The sequence below is a fragment of the Cupriavidus sp. 30B13 genome, assembly GCF_049059565.2.
In the GTDB taxonomy this organism is placed as follows: domain Bacteria; phylum Pseudomonadota; class Gammaproteobacteria; order Burkholderiales; family Burkholderiaceae; genus Cupriavidus.
The window spans coordinates 3503323-3525652 of sequence record NZ_CP188223.1 but is presented as its reverse complement, the minus strand read 5'-3'; the positions used below and the strand labels follow the sequence as shown (position 1 = coordinate 3525652).

Here is a 22330-nt window from a genome sequence, read left to right as displayed (position 1 = left end):
GTCCGCAAGAAAAAACGGCACATGCGCGAGCATGTGCCGTTTTTTCTTGCGGGCCGGGCTTCAGCCGGGCGCGCCCATCTTCGCCAGCGCGTCGCCGGTCACCCGGCAGATGCGCCAGTCCGGCAGGACGTCGGCGCCCATGGCCCGGTAGAAGTCGATCGACGGCGTGTTCCAGTCCAGCACGGTCCACTCGAAACGGCCGCAGCCGCGCTCGACCGCCAGCGCCGCGAGGTGCCTGAGCAGCGCCCGGCCCATGCCGTGCCCGCGCCAGGCCGGATCCACGTAGAGGTCTTCCAGGTACAGGCCGCGCCTGGACAGGAAGGTGGAGAAATTGTGGAAGAACAGGGCGAAGCCGACCGCCTGCGGGCCCCGCGCGCCGGGCACTTCCACCAGTACCGCCTCGGCCAGCGGGCGCGGGCCGAACAGCGCTTCGTGCAGCTTCTGCGGCGTGGCCTCGACCAGGTGGGTCAGCTTCTCGTATTCGGCCAGCGCCGAGATCAGCGTGAACAGGGTTTCGCAATCGGCGGCGGTGGCGGGGCGCAGGACGAAGTCGGGGGCGGGCATGGCTGGTGGCGGTATCGTCAGTCAATAAGCGGTGATTATCGCCTAGCCATCTCGCGGGCCCCGATCCTGGTGCAATTGTTGTATTTGCAGTTGTATTTGCGGCGCCAGGACGCCGGCTACGCCTGTCCGATGCCGGCCAGCCGCGCCACCTGCGCCACGTAATCCGGCGCCAGGCAGTCCACCACCTCGCGCTCGGGCGTGCTGCGCAGCCAGGTCAGCTGGCGCTTGCAGAGCTGCCGCGTGGCGGCCAGGCCGCGCTCGCGCATGGTGGCGTAGCCGGTCTCGCCGTCGAGGTATTCCCACACCTGCCGGTAGCCCACGCAGCGGATCGAAGGCAGCGTCGGCTGCAGGTCGCCGCGCGCGCGCAGGCGTTCCACTTCCTCGATGAAGCCGCCGGCGAGCATGGCGTCGTAGCGCGCCTCGATGCGCGCGTGCAGCACGGCGCGGTCCGAGGGCTCCAGCGCGATCACGCGGTAGCGCCGGTCGGCGGCGCCGGCGAAGGTGCGCTCGTCGGCCTGGCGCGCCAGCAGCGCGGACATCGGCTGGCCGGCGAGGCGATGGATCTCCAGCGCGCGCTGGATGCGCTGCGCGTCGTTGGGCGCCAGCCGCGCGGCGGTGACCGGGTCGACCTCGGCCAGCATCGCGTGCAGCGCCGGCCAGCCGCGCGCGGCGGCCAGCGCATCGAGTTCGGCGCGCACGGCGGGGTCGGCCTGCGGCAGGTCGTTCAGGCCCTGCGTGAGCGCCTTGTAGTAAAGCATGGTGCCGCCGACGACCAGCGGCTCGCGGCCGCGCGCGCGGATCTCGCCGATCAGCCGCTCGGCGTCGGCCACGAACTGCGCGGCCGAATAGCTCTCGGCCGGGTCGATGATGTCGATCAGGTGGTGTGGCACCGCGGCGAGTTCGGCGGCCGACGGCTTGGCGGTGCCGATGTCCATCCCGCGGTAGACCAGCGCCGAATCGAGGCTGATGATCTCGACCGGCGCCTGTGCCGCCAGCGCCAGCGCGGCGGCGGTCTTGCCCGAGGCGGTGGGGCCGAGCAGGCAGACGACGGGCGCGGCGTGGCCGGCGGAGGCGGGGACGGTCAAGGCGATGCGGTGCGGTGTGGTGCGAAGCGGGCCGGCAGGCTTACTGGCCGCGCAGGAACAGGCGGTCCAGCTCGGCCACCGACAACTGCACCCAGGTGGGCCGGCCGTGGTTGCACTGGTCGGCGCGCTCGGTCTGCTCCATCTGGCGCAGCAGCGCGTTCATCTCTTCCACGGTGAGCTTGCGGTTGGCGCGCACGGCGTTGTGGCAGGCCAGCGTGGCGAGCAGCTCGTTCTGCCGCTCGGCCAGCACGCGCGAGCCGCCGAACGACTGCAGGTCGCGCAGCACGTCGCGCGCCAGCGCCTCGGTGTCGGCCTGCTTGAGCAGGGCCGGGATGGCGCGCACCGCGAGCGTGGTGGGCGAGACCGGCGCGATGTCGAAGCCCAGCAGCGCGAGCGTGTCCTGGTGTTCCTCGGCGGCGCCGATCTCCACCGGGCTGGCGGTCAGCGTGACCGGGATCAGCAGCGGCTGCACCGCCAGTTCGCGCGCGTCGAGCGCGGTCTTGATCTGTTCGTAGAGGATGCGCTCGTGGGCGGCGTGCATGTCCACCAGCACCAGCCCGCGCGCGTTCTGCGCGAGCACGTAGATGCCGTGCAGCTGGGCGATGGCGAAGCCGAGCGGGTTGGCGTCGTCGGCCGCGGCATCCGGCGGCGGGCCGGCGTCGAGCAGGCCGGGCGGGTCGTTCTCGCGCGCGGCCCGGGCATCGGCCAGCCATGCGGGCGGCGTGGATTCGCCGCCCGCATGGCCGCCGGGCGCCGGCGCGGCGGGGCGCACGAAGCCGCCGCCGGGCTGGATCGCGTCGCGCACCATGCCGAGGTAGGCCTGGCGCGGCTGGGCGACGCCGAGCTCGGTCTGGCGCGCGGCGGCGGTGTAGTCGACCCAGGGGCGGGCGCTGCCGCCACCACCACCGATACCGCCGCCCGCCGTGCCGCTTCTTGCCACTTGGGCGCCGCCCAGGCCGCCCAGGCCGCCGATGCCGCCGATGCCGCCGCGCGGCAGGATGGCGGCCGCGCCGCCGTCTTCGGCGTCGGCGCTGCTATGCAGGCTGTCGCCCTGTTCGCCGGCCTGGCGGGCCAGGCAGCGCTGCACCGCGTGGTAGACGAACTGGTGCACCGCGCGCGATTCGCGGAAGCGCACCTCGATCTTGGACGGGTGCACGTTCACGTCCACCATCTCCGGCGGCAGGTCCAGGCACAGCACGTAGGACGGGAAGCGGTCGCCGTGCAGCACGTCCTGGTAGGCGCTGCGCACCGCGTGCGTGAGCAGCTTGTCGCGCACGTAGCGGCCGTTGACGAAGAAGAACTGCTGGTCCGGGCGGCCGCGCGAGGCGGTCGGCAGCCCGGCGAAGCCGTACAGGTGCAGGGTGTCGGCTTCCTCGTCGAGCGGCAGGCGGGCGCGCGCAAAATCGGCGCCGAGCACCTGGGCCGTGCGCGTGGCCACGTCGCCGCCGTTCCAGTGTTCCATCGGGCGGCCGTTGTGATGGACCGTGATGGTCACGTCGGGGCGCGCCAGCGCCACGCGCCGGACCATCTCCAGGCAATGCCCGAACTCCGTCTGCTCCGACTTGAGGAACTTTCTGCGCGCCGGCGTGTTGAAGTAGAGGTGCTGCACGTCGACGGTGGTGCCGACGCCGCCGGAGGCCGGCTGCACCTTGCCGGTATCGGCGGCCACCAGCGTGGCATGCGCGTCGTCGGCGGTGCGGCTGGTCAGGGTCAGCTCGGAAACCGAGGCGATCGAGGCCAGCGCCTCGCCGCGAAAGCCCAGCGTCAGCACGGACTCGAGTTCGTCGAGCGAGGCGATCTTGCTGGTGGCATGGCGCATCAGCGCGACCGGCAGCTCGGCGGCGGGAATGCCGCAGCCGTTGTCGGCGATCACGATGCGGCGCACGCCGCCTTCTTCCAGGCGGATGTTGAGCTGGGTGGCGCCGGCGTCGAGCGCGTTTTCCAGCAGTTCCTTGACCACGGAGGCGGGACGCTCCACCACCTCGCCGGCCGCGATCTGGCTGATCAGCTGGTCGGGCAGCGGGCGGATGGGGCGGGGCGGCTGGGCGGGGCGGATGGCTTCGGCAGGCATGGGCGGAATTATACGTGTGCGGGGCGCCCGGCCGGTGCCCGCCCCGGGTGACTTTGGCGCCGGTCCGGTCTTGTATGATGTCGGCTAAATCTATAACGGGGATCGAATTGGATATCGCTTTGCAGTTCATCGACATGCTGCTGCACGTCGACAAATACCTGGGCACCGTGATCCAGAACTACGGCGCGTGGGTCTATGCCATCCTCTTCGCCATCGTCTTTGCCGAGACCGGCCTGGTGGTATTGCCGTTCCTGCCGGGCGATTCCCTGCTCTTCATTGCCGGCGCCTTCTGCGCCACGGGCGCCATGAACGAATGGGCGCTGGTCGGGCTGCTGCTGGTGGCGGCCATCGGCGGCAATACCGTCAACTACCTGGTGGGGAGCTGGGTGGGCCCCAAGGTGTTCGACGGGCACTGGCGCTTCCTCGACCAGACGGCACTGCGCAAGACGCACAATTTCTACGAGCGCCACGGCGGCAAGACGCTGGTGATGGCCCGCTTCCTGCCGATCGTGCGCACCTTCGCGCCGTTCGTCGCGGGCGTGTCGCAGATGACCTTCGCCAAGTTCCAGCTGTTCAACGTGCTGGGCGCGGCCGCCTGGGTGCTGGGCCTGGTGTTCGCCGGCTACTTCTTCGGCAATTTGCCGTTCATCAAGCAATACCTGAACCTGATCGTGCTGGCCGGCATCGGCGCGGCCATCGTGCCGCTGGTGCTGGGCGGGCTGTGGAAGCTGGTGCGCGGCGGCAAGCGCCGCACGTCCTGAGCGCGGCGGACGTTCAGCTGACGCTGCGGCTCATCAGGCGCAGCGCCGGCATGCGGTCGCGGATCTGGGTGGTGTCGGCCGCGTCGGGCCGCGCCATCACATAGGCTTCCAGGTCCTCCAGCGCAGGGCGGAAGCACTCCAGGTTGGCATAGGCCAGGCCGCGGTCGCGCACTTCCTCGATCGAGCCGGGCAGCAGGATCACCAGCCGGTTCTGCACCGCCAGCAGGCGCTGCCAGCGCGATTCCTGCAGATAGATCGACTTGAGGTTGCGCAGCACGCGCGCCACGATCTCGCGGTGGCTGGCCACCTGCAGGAACAGGCCCAGCGGCACCTCGTTGGGATCGGCGATGCCCTCGCGCTCGAGGTGGGGGTCCAGCATGTCCTGCAGTTGCTCCTTGGACAGCGTCTCGCCCGTGAGCGGGTCCACCACCACCTCGCCGGCCGGTATCGACATCCGCACCAGGAAATGGTTGGGAAAGGACACGCCCTTGAGCGGCAGCCCGATCTGCTGCCCCAGTTCCATATAGAGCACCGCCAGCGAGATGGGGATGCCGCGGCGCTGCTTGAGCACCACGTTCAGGTACGAGTTGTCGGGGTCGTAATAGTCGTTCGCGTTGGCGCCGAAGCCCAGGTCGCGGTAGAAGAAATGGTTCAGCAGCCGCAGGCGCTGGATGGCCGGCGTGCCGTCGGCCACGCGGCGCTTGAGCCGGACCGCGAGCACGTCCAGCGCCGCCAGTTCCGACTGCAGGTCCAGGTCCGGGTAGGCATCCTGGGCGATCGAAAGCACCGTCTCGGTCAGCGGGATGCCGTGCTCGTCGGCCACGAGGCTGGCGAAGTAGTCCAGGACTTTCGTGGTTGTCATCGCGGCATTCCCGAATCCGGCATGGCGGCGCTCGCGCGGCCGCCCGTCCTGGCGTGGCCGCCTTGTCTCATTCTGGCACTCATTCTGGCACCACCTCGCTTGCCTTGACCCTGCACCGCACGCGGCCATCCGGCTCTGCGCCGCGCGTACTCCCGCGCGCGGCGTCCGGCGGACTGGCTGGCGGGGCCTCTTAGCCGGCTCTCCGCTTGAAAGCGGAGTATCTCAGCCCCATGAGCCACAGTGTACCGAAGTAGACGACCGCCGCAAGTACCAGGCACGAGGCGAGCAGGGCGATGCGCAGCAGCGGCGTGGCGCCCAGGCCCACCCAGTCGAAGGTGCGGGCGAACCACAGCAGCATGCCGGCCAGCAGCAGCACCGCGGTCAGCAACTGGGCCAGGAACAGCGGCCAGCCCCGGGCCGGCGTGTAAAAACCGCGGCGGCGCAGGCCCAGGAACAGCAGCAGCGCGTTGACCGTGGCGCCGAAGCTGATCGACAGCGCCAGTCCGGCATGGCCCAGGCGCGGCACGAACACGTAGTTGGACAACTGCGTGATCACCAGCACCAGCAGCGCGATCTTGACCGGCGTGCGGATGTCCTGGCGCGCGTAGAAGCCCGGCGCCAGGATCTTGATGAGGATCAGGCCGAGCAGGCCGGTGCCGTAGGACACCAGCGCCTGGCGCGTCATTTCCACCGCGTGGGCGTCGAACTTGCCGTAGTTGAACAGCACCGCGGTCAGCGGCGTGCCGAACACGAACAGCCCCACCGCGCACGGCACGGCCAGCAGGAAGGTCAGGCGCAGCCCCCAGTCGAGCAGGCCGGAATACTCGGCGCGGTTGCCCTCGGCGCTGGCCTTCGACAGGCTCGGCAGCAGGATGGTCCCGAGCGCCACGCCCAGCAGCGCGGTGGGGAACTCCATCAGGCGGTCGGCGTAGGTCAGGTAGGACACGCTGCCGGCGGCCAGGCGCGAGGCGATATTGGTGTTGATGATGAGGCTGATCTGCGCCACCGAGACCGCCAGCAGGGCCGGCGCCATCTGCCGCATGACGCGGCGCACGCCGGGATCGGACCAGGCCGCGCGCAGGTTGAAGCTCAGCCGCGGCATCACGCCGAGCCGCCGCAGCGCCGGGATCTGCACCGCCAGCTGCAGCACGCCGCCGACCAGCACGCCCCACGCCTGCGCGTAGATCGGCTGCGCCATGTGCGGCCCGACGAACAGCGCGGCCACGATCAGGCACAGGTTGAGCAGCACCGGCGTGAAGGCCGGCATGGCGAAGCGGCGCCAGGTGTTGAGGATGCCCGAGGCCAGCGCCACCAGCGAGATCAGGCCGATATAGGGGAACATCACGCGCGTCATGAAGACCGCCGCGTCGTAGGTCTCGCCGCCCTGCCGGTGAAAGCCGGTGGCGACCACCAGCATCACCACCGGCGCGCCGATCACGCCGAGCAGCGACACGCCCATCAGCACCCAGGTCATGACCGTGGCCACGGCATCGATCAGCGCGCGCGTCTCGCCCTCGCCGCGCTTGCTGTGGTATTCGCCCAGGATCGGCACGAAGGCCTGCGAGAACGCGCCCTCGCCGAAGATGCGCCGCAGCAGGTTGGGGATGCGGAAGGCCACGTTGAAGGCGTCGGTCATGTCCGAGGCCCCGAAGGCGCGCGCGATCAGGATCTCGCGCATGAGACCGGTGATGCGCGACAGCATCGTCAGGCTGCTGATGGTGGCGAGCGCTTTGAGCAGGTTCAAGGTGGTCGGCGGCAAGGGGGAGAGGCTGCGGCGGCATGCTGCGTGCCGCCGGCGCACCGGCTTGAGACGCCGGGCGCGCGCCAAAGTTGCATCGGGGCCACGCGGGGCGGGCCGGTGTGGCGCGTATTATACGGTTCGGCCCGGCGGCGTCCCCGCGCGCGGCCCCTTGCGTCACCTGCTTGCCCGCAAATGCCGGCAAGCTTGCCAGCGGCTTTTTCTTGTGTGTATAATTGCCGATTCACAAGGATAGTTGCGTTCCGGATTCGTGTGCCAGTGCATCCCGGGTCGCTTGATGTGCACTTAATTGTGCCTGCGGTTACGTCCGTGGAGCACGCATCTGAATTCAGGAAATCTACTTAAATGGCAAATTCCGCACAAGCTCGCAAGCGCGCTCGCCAAGCCGTCGCCCAAAACGCTCATAACTCCAGCCTGCGCTCGCGTCTGCGCACCGCCGTGAAGGCCGTCCGCAAGGCCATCGAAGCCGGCGACAAGGCTGCCGCCGCCGAGATCTTCAAGAACTCGCAAGCGATCATCGACTCCATCGCCGACAAGAAGATCGTGCACAAGAACAAGGCCGCACGCCACAAGTCGCGCCTGTCGTCGGCCATCAAGTCGATGGCTGCCTGATAGCGGCTGCGGCGCCGGGCACGATGCCAGGCGCCTCCGGCATCGTGCCGGCCATGCTGTCTCGTGCCGGGTCGCCGGCGCAGGGCGCGGCGGCACGATAAGCAGCCGGAATGTGGGACCGCAGGGCTGCGGTGCCCAGCAAAAAAGCTCGTCATTCGACGAGCTTTTTGTTTTTTGGCGGATGCGCCGGCAGGTTCTTTCTGTGTGGCGCTTTCCATCGTCTCCGCCCGCGGTCGGACGGCGGTCCTGCCGCCGCAGCGGCACCGGACCTCTCCGGGTCCGCCTACGCGATCGAGCAGGCCTCGACCAGCTGCAGGTTGTTGTCGCGCGCGAAGTTGAGCACGAAGTCCAGCGCCTTGGGTTCGATGTCGCGCAGCCGCGCATCCACCACCACGGTCTTCACGTTGCCGGTCATCACGGGCCGCACGTAAGGCGAGTAGGTGATGCGCGGATCGCCGGTGTCTCCCTCGGGGCGGAATTGCGCCATCACGCCGCACAGCCGCTCAGCCCAGTCGCTCGGACGGAAGGTCTTGCCTTCCTTGGTGATGCCTTGGATGAAATATTCGCGAACGTTGGGCTTCATTGGACTGCGGGGATAAGACGGGTGACTCGACGGTAAACCCGCCAGACTTCGACCAGACGCAAAGCCCGTTTGACGCGGCCAGGAAACGTTTGGTTCGTTTCTTTTCCGGGCCTGGGCAGCGGGGCGTCGGTGTCGGCGGGGGCACTTTTGATGCCGGCGGCGGGCGGTGGCATCGGTATGCCTGGCCCCGCGTGAATCAGCCAGTATTATATCTTATATAAGACCTGAGCATAAGCTCCGGTGCCACCTCGCCGCACCGCGCAGGCTCGCCAAAGCAGAAATAATCCCTTATGATTCTTACAGTTAAATTGCGCAAGCGACGCGAAAGGCGGCTCCGCGGCATGCTCAGGCCATGAAATCCTTCATGGCGGCGTGCCCCCACCGAGCCGCCTTCTTTGTTTTATGAGCCCAACTTCGATCAAGCATTACCTCCAGTTCAGCGACCTGACTCCCGACGAGTATGAGTACCTGCTGGACCGCGCGCGGATTCTGAAGGCCAAGTTCAAGAATTACGAGACATGGCACCCGCTGCACGACCGCACGCTGTCCATGATCTTCGAGAAGAATTCGACCCGCACGCGCCTGTCGTTCGAGGCCGGCATCCACCAGCTCGGCGGCCATGCAGTGTTCCTCAACACGCGCGACTCGCAACTCGGGCGCGGCGAGCCGATCGAGGACGCGGCGCAGGTGATCTCGCGCATGGTCGACATCATCATGATCCGCACCTTCGGCCAGGAGATCATCGAGCGCTTCGCCGCGCATTCGCGCGTGCCGGTGATCAACGGGCTGACCAACGAATACCATCCGTGCCAGGTACTGGCGGACGTGTTCACCTACATTGAGCAGCGCGGCAGCATCCGCGGCAAGACCGTGGCCTGGATCGGCGACGCCAACAACATGGCGTACACCTGGATCCAGGCGGCCGAGCGGCTCGGCTTCACCTTCCATTTCTCGGCGCCGCCGGGCTACCAGCTCGATCCGGCGATGGTGCCGGCTTCGGCCGCGCACCTCGTCAACGTGTTCGCCGATCCGCTGGCCGCCTGCCAGGGCGCCGACCTGGTCACCACCGACGTGTGGACCAGCATGGGCTTCGAGGCCGAGAACGACGCGCGCAAGCGCGCGTTCCAGGACTGGATGGTGACCACGGCAATGATGGACCGCGCCAACCCCGACGCGCTGTTCATGCACTGCCTGCCCGCCCACCGCGGCGAGGAAGTCGAGGCAGCGGTGATCGACGGTCCCAAGAGCGTGGTGTGGGAAGAGGCCGAGAACCGCCTGCACGTGCAGAAGGCCCTGATGGAATTCCTGCTCTGCGGCCGCTACTGAGCGCGGCGCGGGCCGGCGCCGCCGCGCGCAGCGCATGGCGCACATCCGGCGCGCCGATGCCGCGGGCCCACGCGGCCTGAGGGCCGGAAGTGCCGCCCAAGCCTGGGCGGACGTGTCAAAATAGCGGTTTTCCGCATCAATTTCTCGCGTGTCCGGCAACCATGCCGGCCGCGCTTACTTTGCGCATCGAGTCGAACATGAGCGATATCAAGAAAGTCGTGCTTGCCTACTCCGGCGGGCTGGACACTTCGGTGATCCTGAAGTGGCTGCAGGACACCTATCAATGCGAGGTGGTCACCTTCACCGCCGACATCGGCCAGGGCGAGGAGCTCGAGCCGGCCCGCCAGAAGGCGCTCAAGTTCGGCATCAAGCCGGAAAACATCTTCATCGACGACCTGCGCGAAGAGTTCGTGCGCGACTTCGTGTTCCCGATGTTCCGCGCCAACGCGGTCTACGAGGGCGAATACCTGCTGGGCACCTCGATCGCGCGTCCGCTGATCGCCAAGCGCCAGATCGAGATCCTGCGCAGCACCGGCGCCGATGCCGTGTCGCACGGCGCCACCGGCAAGGGCAACGACCAGGTCCGCTTCGAACTGGGCTACTACGGCCTCGAGCCGGGCGTGAAGGTCATCGCCCCGTGGCGCGAATGGGACCTGCTGTCGCGCGAGAAGCTGCTGGCCTACGCCGAGAAGGCCGGCATCGAGATCGACATGAAGCACAAGAAGGGCGGCGCGCCGTACTCGATGGACGCCAACCTGCTGCACATCTCGTTCGAAGGCCGCCACCTGGAAGACCCCAAGGCCGAGGCCGAGGAAGACATGTGGCGCTGGACCGTGTCGCCGGAGAACGCGCCGGACGCGGCCGAATACCTCGACATCGAATTCGACGGTGGCGACATCGTCGGCCTGAACGGCAAGCGCATGACGCCGGCCGAAGTGCTGACCGAACTGAACCGCCTGGGCGGCAAGCACGGCATCGGCCGCCTGGACCTGGTGGAAAACCGCTACGTCGGCATGAAGAGCCGCGGCTGCTACGAAACCCCTGGCGGCACCATCATCCTGAAGGCCCACCGCGCCATCGAGTCGATCACGCTCGACCGCGAAGTCGCTCACCTGAAGGACGACCTGATGCCGCGCTACGCCAGCCTGATCTACAACGGCTACTGGTGGAGCCCGGAACGCCGCGCGTTGCAGGTCCTGATCGACCACACCCAGGCCAAGGTCAATGGCTGGGTGCGCGTCAAGCTGTACAAGGGCAACGTGATCGTGGTCGCGCGCGATTCGAAGGACACGCTGTTCGACAAGACCATCGCGACCTTCGACGACGACGGCGGCGCCTACAACCAGGCCGACGCCGGCGGCTTCATCAAGCTTAACGCGCTGCGCATGCGCATCGCCGAGAACGCACGTCGCCAGCGCGGCGAGTAAAACCCGCTGACGGCTACCGGCCCGGCGCGCGCCGGGCGTGGCAGTGGGAAGGAGGGGCCATCGCGGCCCCTTTTTTTGCGCCGCGCCAGCGCCGCCGATGCCGGCCATCGAGACACCCAGAACCGCATCAAAGGAGCAAAGACATGAGCCAGTTCGACAACGTTTCCGTCGTCAAGAAAGCCAACCTCTACTTCGACGGCAAGTGCGTCAGCCACACCGTGCTGTTCCCGGACGGCACCCGCAAGACGCTGGGCGTGATCTTCCCCGCCGCGCTGACCTTCAACACGGGCGCGCCGGAAATCATGGAAATCAACGCCGGCAGCTGCCGCGTGCGCCTGGCGGGCGAGGAGCAGTGGAATACTTACGGCGCCGGCCAGCAGTTCAACGTGCCGGGTAATAGCAGCTTCGATATCGAAGTGCAGGAAACCCTGGACTACGTCTGCCACTTCGCCTGAGGCGCGGCCTAGAGGATGACCGGCTCGGGCTCGATGCGCACGCCGAAGCGCGCCGCCACCGTCTCGGCGATGCGCTGCGCCAGCGCCAGCAGTTGCTGCCCGTTGCCGCCGCCGTGGTGCACCAGCACCAGGGCCTGCTTGCCGTAGACGCCGACCGCGCCGTCGCGCAGGCCCTTGAGCCCGCACTGGTCGATCAGCCAGCCGGCCGCCAGCTTGTAGCTGCCGTCGGGCTGGGCATGGCTGACCAGTCCGGGATGCTCGGCCAGCAGCGCATCGCGCTGCGCCGCATCCACCACCGGATTCTTGAAGAAGCTGCCCGCGTTGCCGATCTCGGCCGGGTCCGGGAGCTTGCGCGAGCGGATGGCGACGATGGCATCGCGGATGCGTTCGGCGCTGACCGGCGCGTCCGGGTCCCGGGCGATTTCCCGCGCCAGTTCCGCATAGCCCAGCACCGGCTGCCACGGCCGCGGCAGGCGCAGCGTGAGCGCGGTGATGATGTAGCGGTCGCGCCCTTCGGCCTTGAACAGGCTGTCGCGGTAGGCGAAGCGGCACTGCTCGCCCGTCAGGGTCACGAATGCGCCGGACTGGCGGTCCCACGCGCGCAGGCTGTCGAAGCGCTCGCGCAGCTCCACGCCGTAGGCGCCGATGTTCTGGATCGGCGCGGCGCCCGCGGTGCCGGGGATCAGCGCCAGGTTTTCCAGGCCCGGCATGCCGTCCGCGATGGTGCGGCAGACCAGCCCGTGCCAGTTCTCGCCGGCGCCCGCCGTCACCAGGAAGGCATCGTCGGCCGCGCTGGCCGCGCTGGCCGCGTAGCCCGGGATTTCCATCAGCAGCACCAGGGCGTCCAGGTCGCGCGTGAGCACCACGTTGCTGCCGCCGCCCAGCACCACCAGCGGCAGGCCATGTGCGCGCGGATCGGCCAGCGCCGCCTGCAGGTCGGCTTCGCTGCGCACGTGCACGGCGAAGCGCGCGCGCGCGTCGAATCCGAATGTATTGTGGCGGCGCAGGGGATAAAATTCGTGGAAATCTGCCATGCAAGGAAAAGGTGAAGCGGCGGCCGCGCGGCGGCGCCGCACTGCAGGGTAGGCTGGATTATACGTAAGCGCCGCCGCCGGCCCGCCGCGGGCGGGCGGCGCTACGCCGCAACATCAGCAACAAGCAAGACAAGGAGAATGCAATGCCGTCGTTTGACATAGTGTGCGAAGCGAACATGGTCGAGGTGAAGAACTCGGTCGAGCAGGCCAACAAGGAAATCACCACCCGTTTCGACTTCAAGGGATCGGACGCGCGGGTCGAGCACAAGGAGAACGAGCTGACCGCCTTCGCCGACGACGACTTCAAGCTCGGCCAGGTCAAGGACGTGCTGATCAGCAAGATGGCCAAGCGCAACGTGGACGTGCGCTTTCTCGACTATGGCAAGACCGAGAAGATCAGCGGCGACAAGGTCAAGCAGGTCATCACCATCAAGAAGGGCGTCACCGGCGACCTGGCCAAGAAGATCGTGCGCATGATCAAGGACAGCAAGATCAAGGTGCAGGCCAGCATCCAGGGCGACGCGGTGCGCGTGTCCGGCACCAAGCGCGACGACCTGCAGGGCGTGATCGCGCTGCTGCGCAAGGACGTCTCCGAGGCGCCGCTGGACTTCAACAACTTCCGCGACTGATCTCGCCGCGGCGCGCGGCGGCCGCGCGCGCCGCGCGCCGTTGCGCTAGCGCGGCTGCGGCAGGCCGCCGATCTTCGCGCCGGCCTTCAGGCCCTTCTGCGCGAACCATCCCTTGTTCATCTCCAGCGCGTAGCGCACGGCCGCGCGCGGGCAGTGGTTGTCTTCCGTCTGGGGCGCCATGTCCTCGATGTTGACGATGGCGCCGTCGTCGGCGATGAAGGCGATCGACAGCGGCAGGTCGGTGTTCTTCATCCAGAAGCAGTGCCCCGCCTTGTCTTCGAAGACGAACAGCATGCCTTCGTTGGCTGGCATGCTCTTGCGGTACATCAGGCCCAGTTCGCGGGATTCCGGCGTGGCGGCGATTTCCGCCTTGATCGCGTACATGCCCGCGGTGAGCTGCCTGACCGGCAGGCCGGCGGCGGGAGCCTGGGCAAACGCGGAACCCAGCAAGGCAACGGCGCAGCCGCCGGCGAGAAGGAACGGGAGGACAGGACGCATGGAAGGGAAACGGAAGGAAAACGGCGGATGACGGGTTCAGGACAGCCGCCAGCATAACGCAGCTATTGCCTGCGCGGCTGGCGCGATCGTTTCGCTGGGTTGCCTGGATGGCCCGGCGCGGCCAACAAAAAAGGCAGGCGCCCGCGGGCAGCCTGCCTTTCGCATGCCGGACGCTAGGTCCGGCGCGCCAGCAATGAACTTACTGGGCAGCCGGAGCGTCGGCCTTGGCGGCCGGAGCAGCCTTGGTCTTGCTGCGGGCGTGCTTGGCGTGGCTCTTCTTGCTCTTGGCCGGCTTGGCGGCCGGAGCTTCCGCTGCGGGCGCCGCGGCGGCCGGGGCAGCCGTTGCGGGAGCGGCGGCTTGAGCGAAAGCGCCGGTGGCGAACAGGCCGGCAACCAGAGCAGCGATCAGTTTGTTCATGCTATCTACCTCGGAAGGTTGAATCGATTCGAAAGAGTGACTCGTGTGCGACGTGTCACTGTCAAAAACGAAACCCGATGGCCGGCCGTTGACCCCCGATCTGTTAATTTTTGTAACTTTATCGCCGCGGGCGCGCCGGGCCGCGGGTTTGCCGTCCGGCCGGCCGGCGCGCCTTGTCCGCGCCGGGGGCGACGCGCGGGCGGGGCGCGGCAGTTTCCGCCAGGCCCAGATCGGCCGGCGAGATCTCGCACCATTGCCCCGGCGCCAGCCCGAGCGCACGCAGGTCGAGCGCGCCGATCTTCACGCGCACCAGGCGCAAGGTAGGAAAGCCCACCGCCGCCGTCATGCGCCGCACCTGCCGGTTCTTGCCCTCGCGGATCTCCATTTCCAGCCATTGCGTCGGGATGGCCGCGCGGAACCGCACCGGCGGCTGGCGCGGCCACAGGAAGCCGGGCTCCCCGATCAGGCGCGCCCGCGCGGGCAGGGTGCGGAAGTCGCCAAGGTCCACGCCCTGGCGCAACCGTGCGAGCGCGCCCGCGCCGGGCTCGTTCTCCACCTGGACCAGGTACGTCTTCGGCAGCTTGTGATGCGGATCGGCCACGCGCGCCTGCAAGGCGCCGTCGTCGGTCAGCAGCAGCAGGCCTTCGCTGTCGGCATCGAGCCGGCCCGCCGGATACACGCCGGGCAGCGCCACGCAGTCCGCCAGCGTCGGGCGCGACGGGTGCGCGGAAAACTGGCTCATGGTGCCGAAGGGTTTGTTCAGGGCGATCAGGGTCATGCGGATGCGGGGGCGTTGCCGGCAAGGCGCCGGCGGGCGCCAGTATGCCGCAGCCGCGCGCCCGGGCAAGCCCCGCGCCGTGCCGCGGCAATGGCGGAACGCGGAATTTTGCTGCATAATGGAAAACGGTCTTATGTCTTATATAAGACTGGAATGCATATAGCGTGCCACCGGGTGCTGGCCATGATGCGCTGCGTCATCGCGGCCGCGCCGATCCCCGCTAAAATGCCCCGCGCTCCCCCATATCTCGCCGCCCGGCCTGCGCGCCTGGCGGCCTGTTCCAATCCCCCGTTCCGCACTGGAGACGTCATGTACCAACACATCAAGGTTCCGGCCGGTGAGAAGATCACGGTCAACCAGGATTTCTCGCTGAATGTTCCGGACAATCCGATCATCCCCTTCATCGAAGGCGACGGAACGGGCCTGGACATCACCCCGGTGATGATCAAGGTGGTCGACGCCGCCGTGGCCAAGGCCTACGCCGGCAAGCGCAAGATCTCCTGGATGGAGATCTACGCCGGCGAGAAGTCGACCAAGGTCTACGGTCCCGACGTGTGGCTGCCCGACGAGACGCTGCAGGCCCTGAAGGAATACGTGGTGTCGATCAAGGGCCCGCTGACCACGCCCGTCGGCGGCGGCATCCGCTCGCTGAACGTGGCGCTGCGCCAGCAGCTGGACCTCTACGTCTGCCTGCGCCCGGTGGCCTACTTCAAGGGCGTGCCTTCGCCGGTGCGCGAGCCGCAGAAGATCGACATGGTCATCTTCCGCGAGAACTCGGAAGATATCTATGCCGGCATCGAATGGGAAGCGGAAAGCGAGCAGGCCAAGAAGCTGATCGCCTTCCTGCAGAACGAGATGGGCGTCAAGAAGATCCGCTTCCCGGAAACCTCGGGCATCGGCGTCAAGCCGGTTTCCCGCCAGGGCACCCAGCGCCTGGTGCGCAAGGCGATCCAGTACGCGATCGACAACGACAAGCCCTCGGTGACCATCGTGCACAAGGGCAACATCATGAAGTTCACCGAAGGCGGCTTCCGCGACTGGGCCTATGAGCTGGCGCAGAAGGAGTTCGGCGCCGAGCCGATCGACGGCGGCCCGTGGTGCAAGTTCAAGAACCCGAAGACCGGCCGCGAAATCGTCGTCAAGGACGCCATCGCCGACGCCTTCCTGCAGCAGATCCTGCTGCGCCCGGCCGAGTACTCGGTGATCGCCACGCTGAACCTGAACGGCGACTATATCTCCGACGCGCTGGCCGCCCAGGTGGGTGGCATCGGCATCGCCCCCGGCGCCAACCTGTCGGACTCCGTGGCCATGTTCGAGGCCACCCACGGCACCGCGCCGAAGTACGCCGGCAAGGACTACGTCAACCCGGGCTCGGAAATCCTCTCCGCCGAAATGATGCTGCGCCACATGGGCTGGACCGAGGCCGCCGACCTGATCATCTCGTCGATGGAAAAGTCGATCCTGTCGAAGAAGGTCACCTATGACTTCGCCCGCCTGCTCGAAGGCGCGACGCAGGTGTCGTGCTCGGGCTTCGGCCAGGTGATGATCGACAACATGTAAGCGGCAAGTACTCCCGCCCCGCCTCGTCCGGCGGAAGACCAGCGAACCCCCGCGCGCACTGTGTGCCGCGGGGTTTTTTGCCCGGCGCTGCGCGTCCTCGGGGCTCTCCGGGGTCCTCTGCGCCCGCCTACGCCAGCCGCACCGCGATGGCCTGCCCCACCTCGGTGGTGGTGGCCTTGCCGCCGAGGTCGCCGGTGCGCGGGCCTTCCTTCAGCACGGCCGCGATCGCGGCGAGGATGGCCTCGTGGGCGTCATGTTCGGCGCCTTGGCCGTTGCCGAGGAAATCCAGCATCATGGCCGCCGACCAGATCATGGCGACCGGGTTGGCGATGTTCTTGCCGGCGATATCCGGCGCCGAGCCGTGCACGGGCTCGAACAGCGAGGGAAAGGCGCGTTCGGGATTCAGGTTGCCGGAAGGCGCGAGGCCGATGGTGCCGGTGCATGCAGGACCCAGGTCGGACAGGATGTCGCCGAAGAGATTGGTGGCCACAACCACGTCGAAGCGGTCCGGCTGCATCACGAAGCGCGCGCACAGGATGTCGATATGCTGCTTGTCCCAGCGGACGTCCGGGAACTGCGCGGCGACCTCGGCGGCGCGCTGGTCCCACCAGGGCATGCTGATGGCGATGCCGTTGCTCTTGGTCGCCACGGTCAGCGTCTTCTCGCGGCGCTGTGCCAGGTCGAAGGCGAACTTCAATACCCGCTCGCTGCCGTGCCGGGTGAAGACCGACTGCTGCACGACGAACTCGCGCTCGGTTCCTTCGAACATCGTCCCGCCGACGGACGAATACTCGCCTTCGGTATTCTCACGGACGATCCAGAAATCGATGTCGCCGGCCTTGCGGTTCGCCAGCGGGCAGGGCACGCCGTCGAACAGGCGCGCGGGCCGCAGGTTGATGTACTGGTCGAATTCGCGGCGGAACTTGAGCAGGGATCCCCACAGCGAGACGTGATCGGGGACTTCGGCCGGCCAGCCGACCGCGCCGAACAGGATCGCGTCGCATTCCTGGAGCCGGGCCTTCCAGTCGTCCGGCATCATCTGGCCGTGCTGCGCGTAGTAGGCGCAGCTGGCCCATTCGATGTGGCGGTACTCCAGCTCGATGCCAAAGCGCTTGCCGACCGCATCGAGCGCGCGCAGCGCCTCGGGCATGACCTCCAGGCCGATGCCGTCGCCGGGGATGACGGCGATAAGATATCTGGGCTTCATCAACACGCTCCGTAAACAATGACGATGCCGCCAATTTTTGTTCATCCCCAGCGGGAATAAAATGAGGCTTTGGTTAATCCACTCTGCACGATCCGTGAACAATGAAAGCTGACGACCGCTGGACCCCGGAGCGCGCCGCCGATCTCAACCTCAACGATCTGCGCGTGTTCTGCGCCGTGGCCCGGCGCGCCAGCTTCAGCGCGGCGGCCGAGGCGCTGAGCGTGTCCGCCGCTTATGTGAGCAAGCGGATCGGCGTGCTCGAGGCGGGTCTCGGCACCCGCCTGCTCAACCGCTCGACGCGGCGGGTCTCGGTCACCGAGGCGGGCGAGGGAGTCTATGCCTGGGCGCAACGGATCTTCGACGACGTCGAGCATCTCGTCACCGAAGTCTCCGATACCCGGCGCGTGCCGAGCGGCACGCTGCGGATCTCCAGCAGCTTCGGTTTCGGCCGGCATATCGTCGCGCCCGCGCTGGCCAGGATGTCGGACCGCTATCCCAAGCTGGCGCTGCGCCTCGATCTGTTCGACCGGCTCGTCGACGTCGCCAGCGAAGGCTTCGACCTCGACGTGCGCATCGGCGACGAAATCGCCCCCAGCCTGATCGCCAGGAAACTGGCGCCCAATCACCGGGTGCTGTGCGCGTCACCGGCATACATCGAGCGGCACGGCGCGCCGCAGCGGCTGGAAGACCTGGCCCGCCACCAGTGCCTGATCATCAAGGAGCGCGATCACCCGTTCGGCGTGTGGCGGCTGCAGCGCGACGGCGCCGTGGAATCGATCAAGGTGTCGGGGCCGCTGACGACCAACCACGGCGAAGTCGCCGTGCAGTGGGCGCTCGCGGGCAGGGGTGTGGTGCTGAGGTCGATCTGGGATGTCCGGCCCTTGCTGGAGGAGGGCAGGCTGGTCCAGGTGCTGCCCGGATTCACGCAGCCGGCGAGCGTCTGGGCGGTCTACCCGGGCCGGCTGGCGACGTCCGCCAAGGTCCGGGCTTGCGTGGAATTCCTGCAGGAGGAGTTCGCCAGGTGGCATTGACCCGTCCGCGTCCGCCAAAATCTCGCGCCTGTCCGGCGCGGGCGGCGCAGCGGGGAGCGGCCGCACCGGCGTCCAGGCAAACAAAAAGCCCGGCATTGACCTGACCGGGCTTTTTGACGGATGCGCCGCGTACTGCTGTTCAGCCTGCTTTTTTCCGGACCAGGCACCCCGGCGGTTGAGGCCGGGCGGTCTCCGGGGGGCTACAGGCCGATCCCGTTCCGGGGAGAACTCCCCCGCATCCTTTCGTGGCCGCCGCTAGCTCTGCCGGCTGGTGCGGCCATGCACAGCGTCTTCAGGCAGCGTCCTGGATATTGGTGGCTTGTTTGCCCTTGGGACCCTGGATGATTTCGAAGGACACGCGCTGACCCTCTTTCAGGGTCTTGAAGCCACTCATCTGGATGGCCGAAAAGTGCGCAAACAGTTCTTCTTCGCCGTCGTCCGGCTTGATGAACCCAAAGCCCTTGGCGTCATTGAACCATTTGACGATACCGCTTGCCATAAACTCCCCCAACAAAAAAAGCAGGATACGAGCGGGGGAAAGCGCCGCGGCCAGCCGGGTACCCGGCATGCGGCCTAGCGCTCGGGCCGGTCGGACCGGCCGGGCACGATGGCACGACTTGCGGGTACCGCGTGGCGGCCAGTTTCTGGATGCTGACTCGCCGCCGCCGGATTCGTGGGCCTCCCTGCTCACGGATCACCCAAGTCCGGATTATTGCTTGGCTCGCGTTACCAGACTGAATGTGCGATCGATTCTTCTGTCAAACCCGCGCACTGTCAAGATGGCAGATTCCCCACTCTCCGTAGGGTGTGGCGGGAAAGGAACGGCGGTAGGTGGTATTTTGGAGGGGATTGGAGCCCGGCGGCGCCCTTGCGCTCCCCGAGTGTCCCCGGATGCATTCGGCATCTCCGGAATTTCGACGGCCGCTGCATCGGCCTCTTGAATCCGGTGTCTTTTCCCCAAATTGCAGAGTTGTGCGTAAGGGTTAGAATAAAGCCATGGCTACACGGCTGGCAAATGTCCCACAACGCGAAGCAGGCACCGTACTGGAGCGGAAAGAGCAGGCGCTCAAACCGCCCGCCATGTACAAGGTGCTGCTGCTGAATGACGACTTCACCCCGATGGAGTTCGTCGTGATGATCCTGCAGCAGTATTTCAGCAGGGACCGGGAGACGGCGACGCAGATCATGCTCACCGTCCACCGGGAAGGCAAGGGGGTTTGCGGTATCTATACCAGGGATATCGCGGCGACGAAGGTCGAGCTGGTGTCAACGCACGCGCGGCAGGCGGGTCATCCGTTGCAGTGCGTGATGGAGGAAGCATGATTGCGCAAGAATTGGAAGTCAGCCTGCACATGGCGTTTGTTGAAGCGCGGCAGGCACGCCACGAGTTCATTACCGTGGAGCACCTGCTGCTGGCGTTGCTTGACAACCCCACGGCAGCGGAAGTCTTGCGCGCCTGCGCAGCCAATATCGAGGACCTGCGCACCAGCCTGAAGAATTTCATCGCGGACAATACCCCGGTGGTGCCCGGCACCGACGAGGTGGATACCCAGCCCACGCTGGGCTTCCAGCGCGTGATACAGCGCGCCATCATGCACGTGCAGTCCACTTCCAACGGCAAGAAGGAAGTCACGGGCGCCAACGTGCTGGTCGCGATCTTCGGCGAAAAGGACTCGCACGCGGTGTACTACCTCCAGCAGCAGGGCGTGACCCGGCTGGATGTGGTCAATTTCATCAGCCACGGCATCCGCAAGGACCAGGCCGAGCCCGCCAAGCATGGCGAGGGCGCGGCCGAGGGCGAAGGCGGCGACGGCAAGGAAAGCCCGCTCGAGCAGTTCACCCAGAACCTGAACGTGCTGGCCAAGGCCGGCAAGATCGATCCGCTGATCGGCCGCGAGAGCGAAGTCGAGCGCGTGGTCCAGGTGCTGTGCCGCCGGCGCAAGAACAACCCGCTGCTGGTGGGCGAGGCCGGCGTCGGCAAGACCGCCATCGCGGAAGGCCTGGCCTGGCGCATCACCAAGAACGAAGTGCCCGACATCCTCGAAAAGGCGGTCGTGTACTCGCTCGACATGGGCGCGCTGCTGGCCGGCACCAAGTACCGCGGCGATTTCGAGCAGCGCCTCAAGGGCGTGCTCAAGTCGCTCAAGGACAATCCGAACGCGATCCTGTTCATCGACGAGATCCACACGCTGATCGGCGCGGGCGCCGCTTCGGGCGGCACGCTGGACGCCAGCAACCTGCTCAAGCCGGCGCTGTCGTCGGGCCAGCTCAAGTGCATCGGCGCGACCACCTTCACGGAATACCGCGGCATCTTCGAGAAAGACGCCGCACTGTCGCGCCGCTTCCAGAAGATCGACGTGGTCGAGCCGTCCGTCGACCAGACCGTGCAGATCCTGCGCGGCCTGAAGTCGCGCTTCGAGGAGCACCACGGCGTCAAGTACGCGGCGGCGGCGCTGACTGCCGCGGCCGAGCTGTCGGCCCGCTTCATCACCGACCGCCACCTGCCGGACAAGGCCATCGATGTGATCGACGAGGCAGGCGCCGCGCAGCGCATCCTGCCGAAGTCCAAGCAGAAGAAGACCATAGGCAAGGGCGAGATCGAGGACATCGTCTCGCGCATCGCCCGCATCCCGCCGCAGAGCGTCAACCAGGACGACCGCAGCAAGCTGCAGACCCTGGACCGCGACCTGAAGTCGGTGGTGTTCGGCCAGGACCCGGCCATCGAGGCGCTGGCTTCGGCCATCAAGATGTCGCGCGCCGGCCTGGGCAAGACCGACAAGCCGATCGGCTCGTTCCTGTTCTCCGGCCCGACCGGCGTCGGCAAGACCGAAGTCGCCAAGCAGCTTGCCTTCATCATGGGCATCGAGCTGCTGCGCTTCGACATGTCCGAGTACATGGAACGCCATGCGGTGAGCCGGCTGATCGGCGCGCCCCCGGGCTACGTGGGCTTCGACCAGGGCGGCCTGCTGACCGAGGCCGTCACCAAGAAGCCGCACTGCGTGCTGCTGCTGGACGAAATCGAGAAGGCGCACCCGGATATCTTCAATATCCTGCTGCAGGTGATGGACCACGGCGCGCTGACCGACAACAACGGCCGCCGCGCCGACTTCCGCAACGTGATCATCATCATGACCACCAACGCGGGGGCGGAGACCATGAACCGCGCCACCATCGGCTTCACCTCGGCGCGCGAGCAGGGCGACGAGATGGCCGACATCAAGCGCATGTTCACGCCGGAGTTCCGCAACCGCCTGGACGCCATCATCAGCTTCCGCTCACTGGACGAGGAAATCATCCTGCGCGTGGTGGACAAGTTCCTGATGCAGCTCGAGGAACAGCTCCACGAGAAGAAGGTGGAAGCCAGCTTCAGCGAGAAACTGCGCAAGTTCCTCGCCAAGAAGGGCTTCGACCCGCTGATGGGCGCGCGGCCGATGCAGCGCCTGATCCAGGACCTGATCCGCAAGGCGCTGGCCGACGAGCTGCTGTTCGGCAAGCTGGTCTCGGGCGGCAAGGTGGTGGTCGATCTCGACGAGCAGGACCAGATCAAGCTCGACTTCACCGAAGCCGCGGCGGAGCCGCCGGAACCGCCGGAGTCACCCGAGAACGAGAAGGCAGAGGTGTAAGGCGCACGCGCGGGCCACGAAGGCGGACGGCAGGCCTGCCGTCAGCA

Annotated in this window: 22 protein-coding genes; 10 read left to right on the top strand and 12 right to left on the bottom strand. The window is 67.2% G+C overall.

The window, feature by feature from the left end; genetic code table 11:
* Nucleotides 1-60: 60 nt before the first annotated feature.
* The 3 genes from ACKI2N_RS16160 to mutL form a co-directional block, all read right to left on the bottom strand.
* Entirely contained in the window at nucleotides 61-564 is a 504-nt protein-coding gene (locus ACKI2N_RS16160; RefSeq protein ID WP_420993542.1) for a GNAT family N-acetyltransferase, read from the bottom strand.
* Nucleotides 565-680: 116 nt separating this feature from the next.
* Nucleotides 681-1649 carry a tRNA (adenosine(37)-N6)-dimethylallyltransferase MiaA gene (gene miaA / locus ACKI2N_RS16155; protein WP_420993543.1) on the bottom strand — a complete coding sequence of 323 codons (969 nt, stop codon included), beginning with the start codon at nucleotides 1647-1649 and terminating at the stop codon, nucleotides 681-683.
* A gap of 40 nt (nucleotides 1650-1689) precedes the next feature.
* Entirely contained in the window at nucleotides 1690-3720 is a 2031-nt protein-coding gene (gene mutL, locus ACKI2N_RS16150) for a DNA mismatch repair endonuclease MutL (protein ID WP_420993544.1), read from the bottom strand.
* A gap of 134 nt (nucleotides 3721-3854) precedes the next feature.
* Between mutL and ACKI2N_RS16145 the strand changes: the two genes are divergently transcribed.
* Complete coding sequence (locus tag ACKI2N_RS16145) at nucleotides 3855-4481, top strand: VTT domain-containing protein (RefSeq protein WP_420993719.1); 627 nt, start codon at nucleotides 3855-3857, stop codon at nucleotides 4479-4481.
* 13 nt (nucleotides 4482-4494) lie between these two features.
* On the opposite strand, the gene ACKI2N_RS16140 is transcribed toward ACKI2N_RS16145, so the two are convergent.
* The gene (locus ACKI2N_RS16140; protein ID WP_420993545.1) at nucleotides 4495-5343 is read right to left on the bottom strand and encodes a SirB1 family protein; all 849 of its coding nucleotides are present in this window, start codon (nucleotides 5341-5343) and stop codon (nucleotides 4495-4497) included.
* 190 nt (nucleotides 5344-5533) lie between these two features.
* Nucleotides 5534-7087, bottom strand: coding sequence for a murein biosynthesis integral membrane protein MurJ (gene murJ, locus ACKI2N_RS16135; RefSeq protein ID WP_420993546.1), 1554 nt, complete (start codon nucleotides 7085-7087; stop codon nucleotides 5534-5536).
* 360 nt (nucleotides 7088-7447) lie between these two features.
* Here murJ and rpsT point away from each other — a divergent pair, with 360 nt between their 5' ends.
* Nucleotides 7448-7714 (top strand): 30S ribosomal protein S20, encoded by a 267-nt coding sequence (gene rpsT, locus ACKI2N_RS16130; RefSeq protein WP_020201740.1) that lies wholly within the window; start codon nucleotides 7448-7450, stop codon nucleotides 7712-7714.
* Nucleotides 7715-7997: 283 nt separating this feature from the next.
* Here rpsT and ACKI2N_RS16125 read toward each other — a convergent pair whose 3' ends face one another.
* Entirely contained in the window at nucleotides 7998-8297 is a 300-nt protein-coding gene (locus tag ACKI2N_RS16125) for a DUF3579 domain-containing protein (protein ID WP_420993547.1), read from the bottom strand.
* Nucleotides 8298-8699: 402 nt separating this feature from the next.
* On the opposite strand from ACKI2N_RS16125, the gene argF reads away from it, so the two are divergent.
* The 3 genes from argF (at nucleotide 8700) to ACKI2N_RS16110 (ending at nucleotide 11505) form a co-directional block, all read left to right on the top strand.
* Nucleotides 8700-9623 (top strand): ornithine carbamoyltransferase, encoded by a 924-nt coding sequence (argF, locus tag ACKI2N_RS16120; RefSeq protein WP_420993548.1) that lies wholly within the window; start codon nucleotides 8700-8702, stop codon nucleotides 9621-9623.
* Nucleotides 9624-9820: 197 nt separating this feature from the next.
* Nucleotides 9821-11050 (top strand): argininosuccinate synthase, encoded by a 1230-nt coding sequence (locus ACKI2N_RS16115; RefSeq protein ID WP_420993549.1) that lies wholly within the window; start codon nucleotides 9821-9823, stop codon nucleotides 11048-11050.
* 143 nt (nucleotides 11051-11193) lie between these two features.
* Nucleotides 11194-11505 carry a pyrimidine/purine nucleoside phosphorylase gene (locus ACKI2N_RS16110; RefSeq protein WP_420993550.1) on the top strand — a complete coding sequence of 104 codons (312 nt, stop codon included), beginning with the start codon at nucleotides 11194-11196 and terminating at the stop codon, nucleotides 11503-11505.
* An 8-nt stretch (nucleotides 11506-11513) separates the two neighbouring features.
* Here ACKI2N_RS16110 and murB read toward each other — a convergent pair whose 3' ends face one another.
* Entirely contained in the window at nucleotides 11514-12539 is a 1026-nt protein-coding gene (gene murB, locus ACKI2N_RS16105) for a UDP-N-acetylmuramate dehydrogenase (RefSeq protein WP_420993551.1), read from the bottom strand.
* A gap of 143 nt (nucleotides 12540-12682) precedes the next feature.
* Here murB and ACKI2N_RS16100 point away from each other — a divergent pair, with 143 nt between their 5' ends.
* Entirely contained in the window at nucleotides 12683-13168 is a 486-nt protein-coding gene (locus ACKI2N_RS16100; protein WP_420993552.1) for a YajQ family cyclic di-GMP-binding protein, read from the top strand.
* A 45-nt stretch (nucleotides 13169-13213) separates the two neighbouring features.
* Here the strand turns inward: ACKI2N_RS16100 and ACKI2N_RS16095 are convergent, their stop codons facing one another.
* The 3 genes from ACKI2N_RS16095 to ACKI2N_RS16085 all read right to left on the bottom strand — a co-directional run bounded on the left by ACKI2N_RS16095 (nucleotide 13214) and on the right by ACKI2N_RS16085 (nucleotide 14862).
* Nucleotides 13214-13666 (bottom strand): DUF192 domain-containing protein, encoded by a 453-nt coding sequence (locus tag ACKI2N_RS16095; protein WP_420993553.1) that lies wholly within the window; start codon nucleotides 13664-13666, stop codon nucleotides 13214-13216.
* Nucleotides 13667-13865: 199 nt separating this feature from the next.
* On the bottom strand, nucleotides 13866-14084 hold the full coding sequence (locus ACKI2N_RS16090) for a hypothetical protein (RefSeq protein ID WP_420993554.1): 219 nt from the start codon (nucleotides 14082-14084) through the stop codon (nucleotides 13866-13868).
* A gap of 118 nt (nucleotides 14085-14202) precedes the next feature.
* A complete protein-coding gene (locus ACKI2N_RS16085; RefSeq protein ID WP_420993555.1) occupies nucleotides 14203-14862 on the bottom strand; it encodes a pseudouridine synthase in 660 nt (219 codons plus the stop codon).
* Between the two features lie 309 nt (nucleotides 14863-15171).
* Here ACKI2N_RS16085 and icd point away from each other — a divergent pair, with 309 nt between their 5' ends.
* Nucleotides 15172-16422, top strand: coding sequence for an NADP-dependent isocitrate dehydrogenase (gene icd, locus ACKI2N_RS16080; RefSeq protein ID WP_420993556.1), 1251 nt, complete (start codon nucleotides 15172-15174; stop codon nucleotides 16420-16422).
* A 127-nt stretch (nucleotides 16423-16549) separates the two neighbouring features.
* Here icd and ACKI2N_RS16075 read toward each other — a convergent pair whose 3' ends face one another.
* Nucleotides 16550-17629, bottom strand: a complete 1080-nt coding sequence (locus ACKI2N_RS16075; protein WP_420993557.1) for a tartrate dehydrogenase — start codon at nucleotides 17627-17629, stop codon at nucleotides 16550-16552.
* Nucleotides 17630-17730: 101 nt separating this feature from the next.
* Here ACKI2N_RS16075 and ACKI2N_RS16070 point away from each other — a divergent pair, with 101 nt between their 5' ends.
* Complete coding sequence (locus ACKI2N_RS16070; protein WP_420993558.1) at nucleotides 17731-18660, top strand: LysR substrate-binding domain-containing protein; 930 nt, start codon at nucleotides 17731-17733, stop codon at nucleotides 18658-18660.
* Between the two features lie 292 nt (nucleotides 18661-18952).
* Here ACKI2N_RS16070 and ACKI2N_RS16065 read toward each other — a convergent pair whose 3' ends face one another.
* Entirely contained in the window at nucleotides 18953-19159 is a 207-nt protein-coding gene (locus ACKI2N_RS16065; protein WP_420993720.1) for a cold-shock protein, read from the bottom strand.
* 497 nt (nucleotides 19160-19656) lie between these two features.
* Here ACKI2N_RS16065 and clpS point away from each other — a divergent pair, with 497 nt between their 5' ends.
* Together clpS and clpA are read left to right on the top strand one after the other, a co-directional pair.
* On the top strand, nucleotides 19657-19983 hold the full coding sequence (gene clpS, locus ACKI2N_RS16060) for an ATP-dependent Clp protease adapter ClpS (RefSeq protein ID WP_006157525.1): 327 nt from the start codon (nucleotides 19657-19659) through the stop codon (nucleotides 19981-19983).
* Nucleotides 19980-22283, top strand: coding sequence for an ATP-dependent Clp protease ATP-binding subunit ClpA (clpA, locus tag ACKI2N_RS16055; RefSeq protein WP_420993559.1), 2304 nt, complete (start codon nucleotides 19980-19982; stop codon nucleotides 22281-22283). Before clpS ends, clpA begins: the two co-directional genes overlap by 4 nt.
* Nucleotides 22284-22330: the final 47 nt, after the last annotated feature.

What these genes read in the sequence shown, in the direction of transcription:
- ACKI2N_RS16160 (WP_420993542.1), bottom strand. Translation starts at nt 564, where the DNA reads ATGCCCGCCCCCGACTTCGTCCTGCGCCCCGCCACCGCCGCCGATTGC.
- mutL (WP_420993544.1), bottom strand. Translation starts at nt 3,720, where the DNA reads ATGCCTGCCGAAGCCATCCGCCCCGCCCAGCCGCCCCGCCCCATCCGC.
- ACKI2N_RS16145 (WP_420993719.1), top strand. Translation starts at nt 3,855, where the DNA reads ATGCTGCTGCACGTCGACAAATACCTGGGCACCGTGATCCAGAACTAC.
- ACKI2N_RS16140 (WP_420993545.1), bottom strand. Translation starts at nt 5,343, where the DNA reads ATGACAACCACGAAAGTCCTGGACTACTTCGCCAGCCTCGTGGCCGAC.
- rpsT (WP_020201740.1), top strand. Translation starts at nt 7,448, where the DNA reads ATGGCAAATTCCGCACAAGCTCGCAAGCGCGCTCGCCAAGCCGTCGCC.
- ACKI2N_RS16125 (WP_420993547.1), bottom strand. Translation starts at nt 8,297, where the DNA reads ATGAAGCCCAACGTTCGCGAATATTTCATCCAAGGCATCACCAAGGAA.
- argF (WP_420993548.1), top strand. Translation starts at nt 8,700, where the DNA reads ATGAGCCCAACTTCGATCAAGCATTACCTCCAGTTCAGCGACCTGACT.
- ACKI2N_RS16115 (WP_420993549.1), top strand. Translation starts at nt 9,821, where the DNA reads ATGAGCGATATCAAGAAAGTCGTGCTTGCCTACTCCGGCGGGCTGGAC.
- ACKI2N_RS16110 (WP_420993550.1), top strand. Translation starts at nt 11,194, where the DNA reads ATGAGCCAGTTCGACAACGTTTCCGTCGTCAAGAAAGCCAACCTCTAC.
- murB (WP_420993551.1), bottom strand. Translation starts at nt 12,539, where the DNA reads ATGGCAGATTTCCACGAATTTTATCCCCTGCGCCGCCACAATACATTC.
- ACKI2N_RS16100 (WP_420993552.1), top strand. Translation starts at nt 12,683, where the DNA reads ATGCCGTCGTTTGACATAGTGTGCGAAGCGAACATGGTCGAGGTGAAG.
- ACKI2N_RS16095 (WP_420993553.1), bottom strand. Translation starts at nt 13,666, where the DNA reads ATGCGTCCTGTCCTCCCGTTCCTTCTCGCCGGCGGCTGCGCCGTTGCC.
- ACKI2N_RS16090 (WP_420993554.1), bottom strand. Translation starts at nt 14,084, where the DNA reads ATGAACAAACTGATCGCTGCTCTGGTTGCCGGCCTGTTCGCCACCGGC.
- ACKI2N_RS16085 (WP_420993555.1), bottom strand. Translation starts at nt 14,862, where the DNA reads ATGACCCTGATCGCCCTGAACAAACCCTTCGGCACCATGAGCCAGTTT.
- icd (WP_420993556.1), top strand. Translation starts at nt 15,172, where the DNA reads ATGTACCAACACATCAAGGTTCCGGCCGGTGAGAAGATCACGGTCAAC.
- ACKI2N_RS16075 (WP_420993557.1), bottom strand. Translation starts at nt 17,629, where the DNA reads ATGAAGCCCAGATATCTTATCGCCGTCATCCCCGGCGACGGCATCGGC.
- ACKI2N_RS16070 (WP_420993558.1), top strand. Translation starts at nt 17,731, where the DNA reads ATGAAAGCTGACGACCGCTGGACCCCGGAGCGCGCCGCCGATCTCAAC.
- ACKI2N_RS16065 (WP_420993720.1), bottom strand. Translation starts at nt 19,159, where the DNA reads ATGGCAAGCGGTATCGTCAAATGGTTCAATGACGCCAAGGGCTTTGGG.
- clpS (WP_006157525.1), top strand. Translation starts at nt 19,657, where the DNA reads ATGGCTACACGGCTGGCAAATGTCCCACAACGCGAAGCAGGCACCGTA.
- clpA (WP_420993559.1), top strand. Translation starts at nt 19,980, where the DNA reads ATGATTGCGCAAGAATTGGAAGTCAGCCTGCACATGGCGTTTGTTGAA.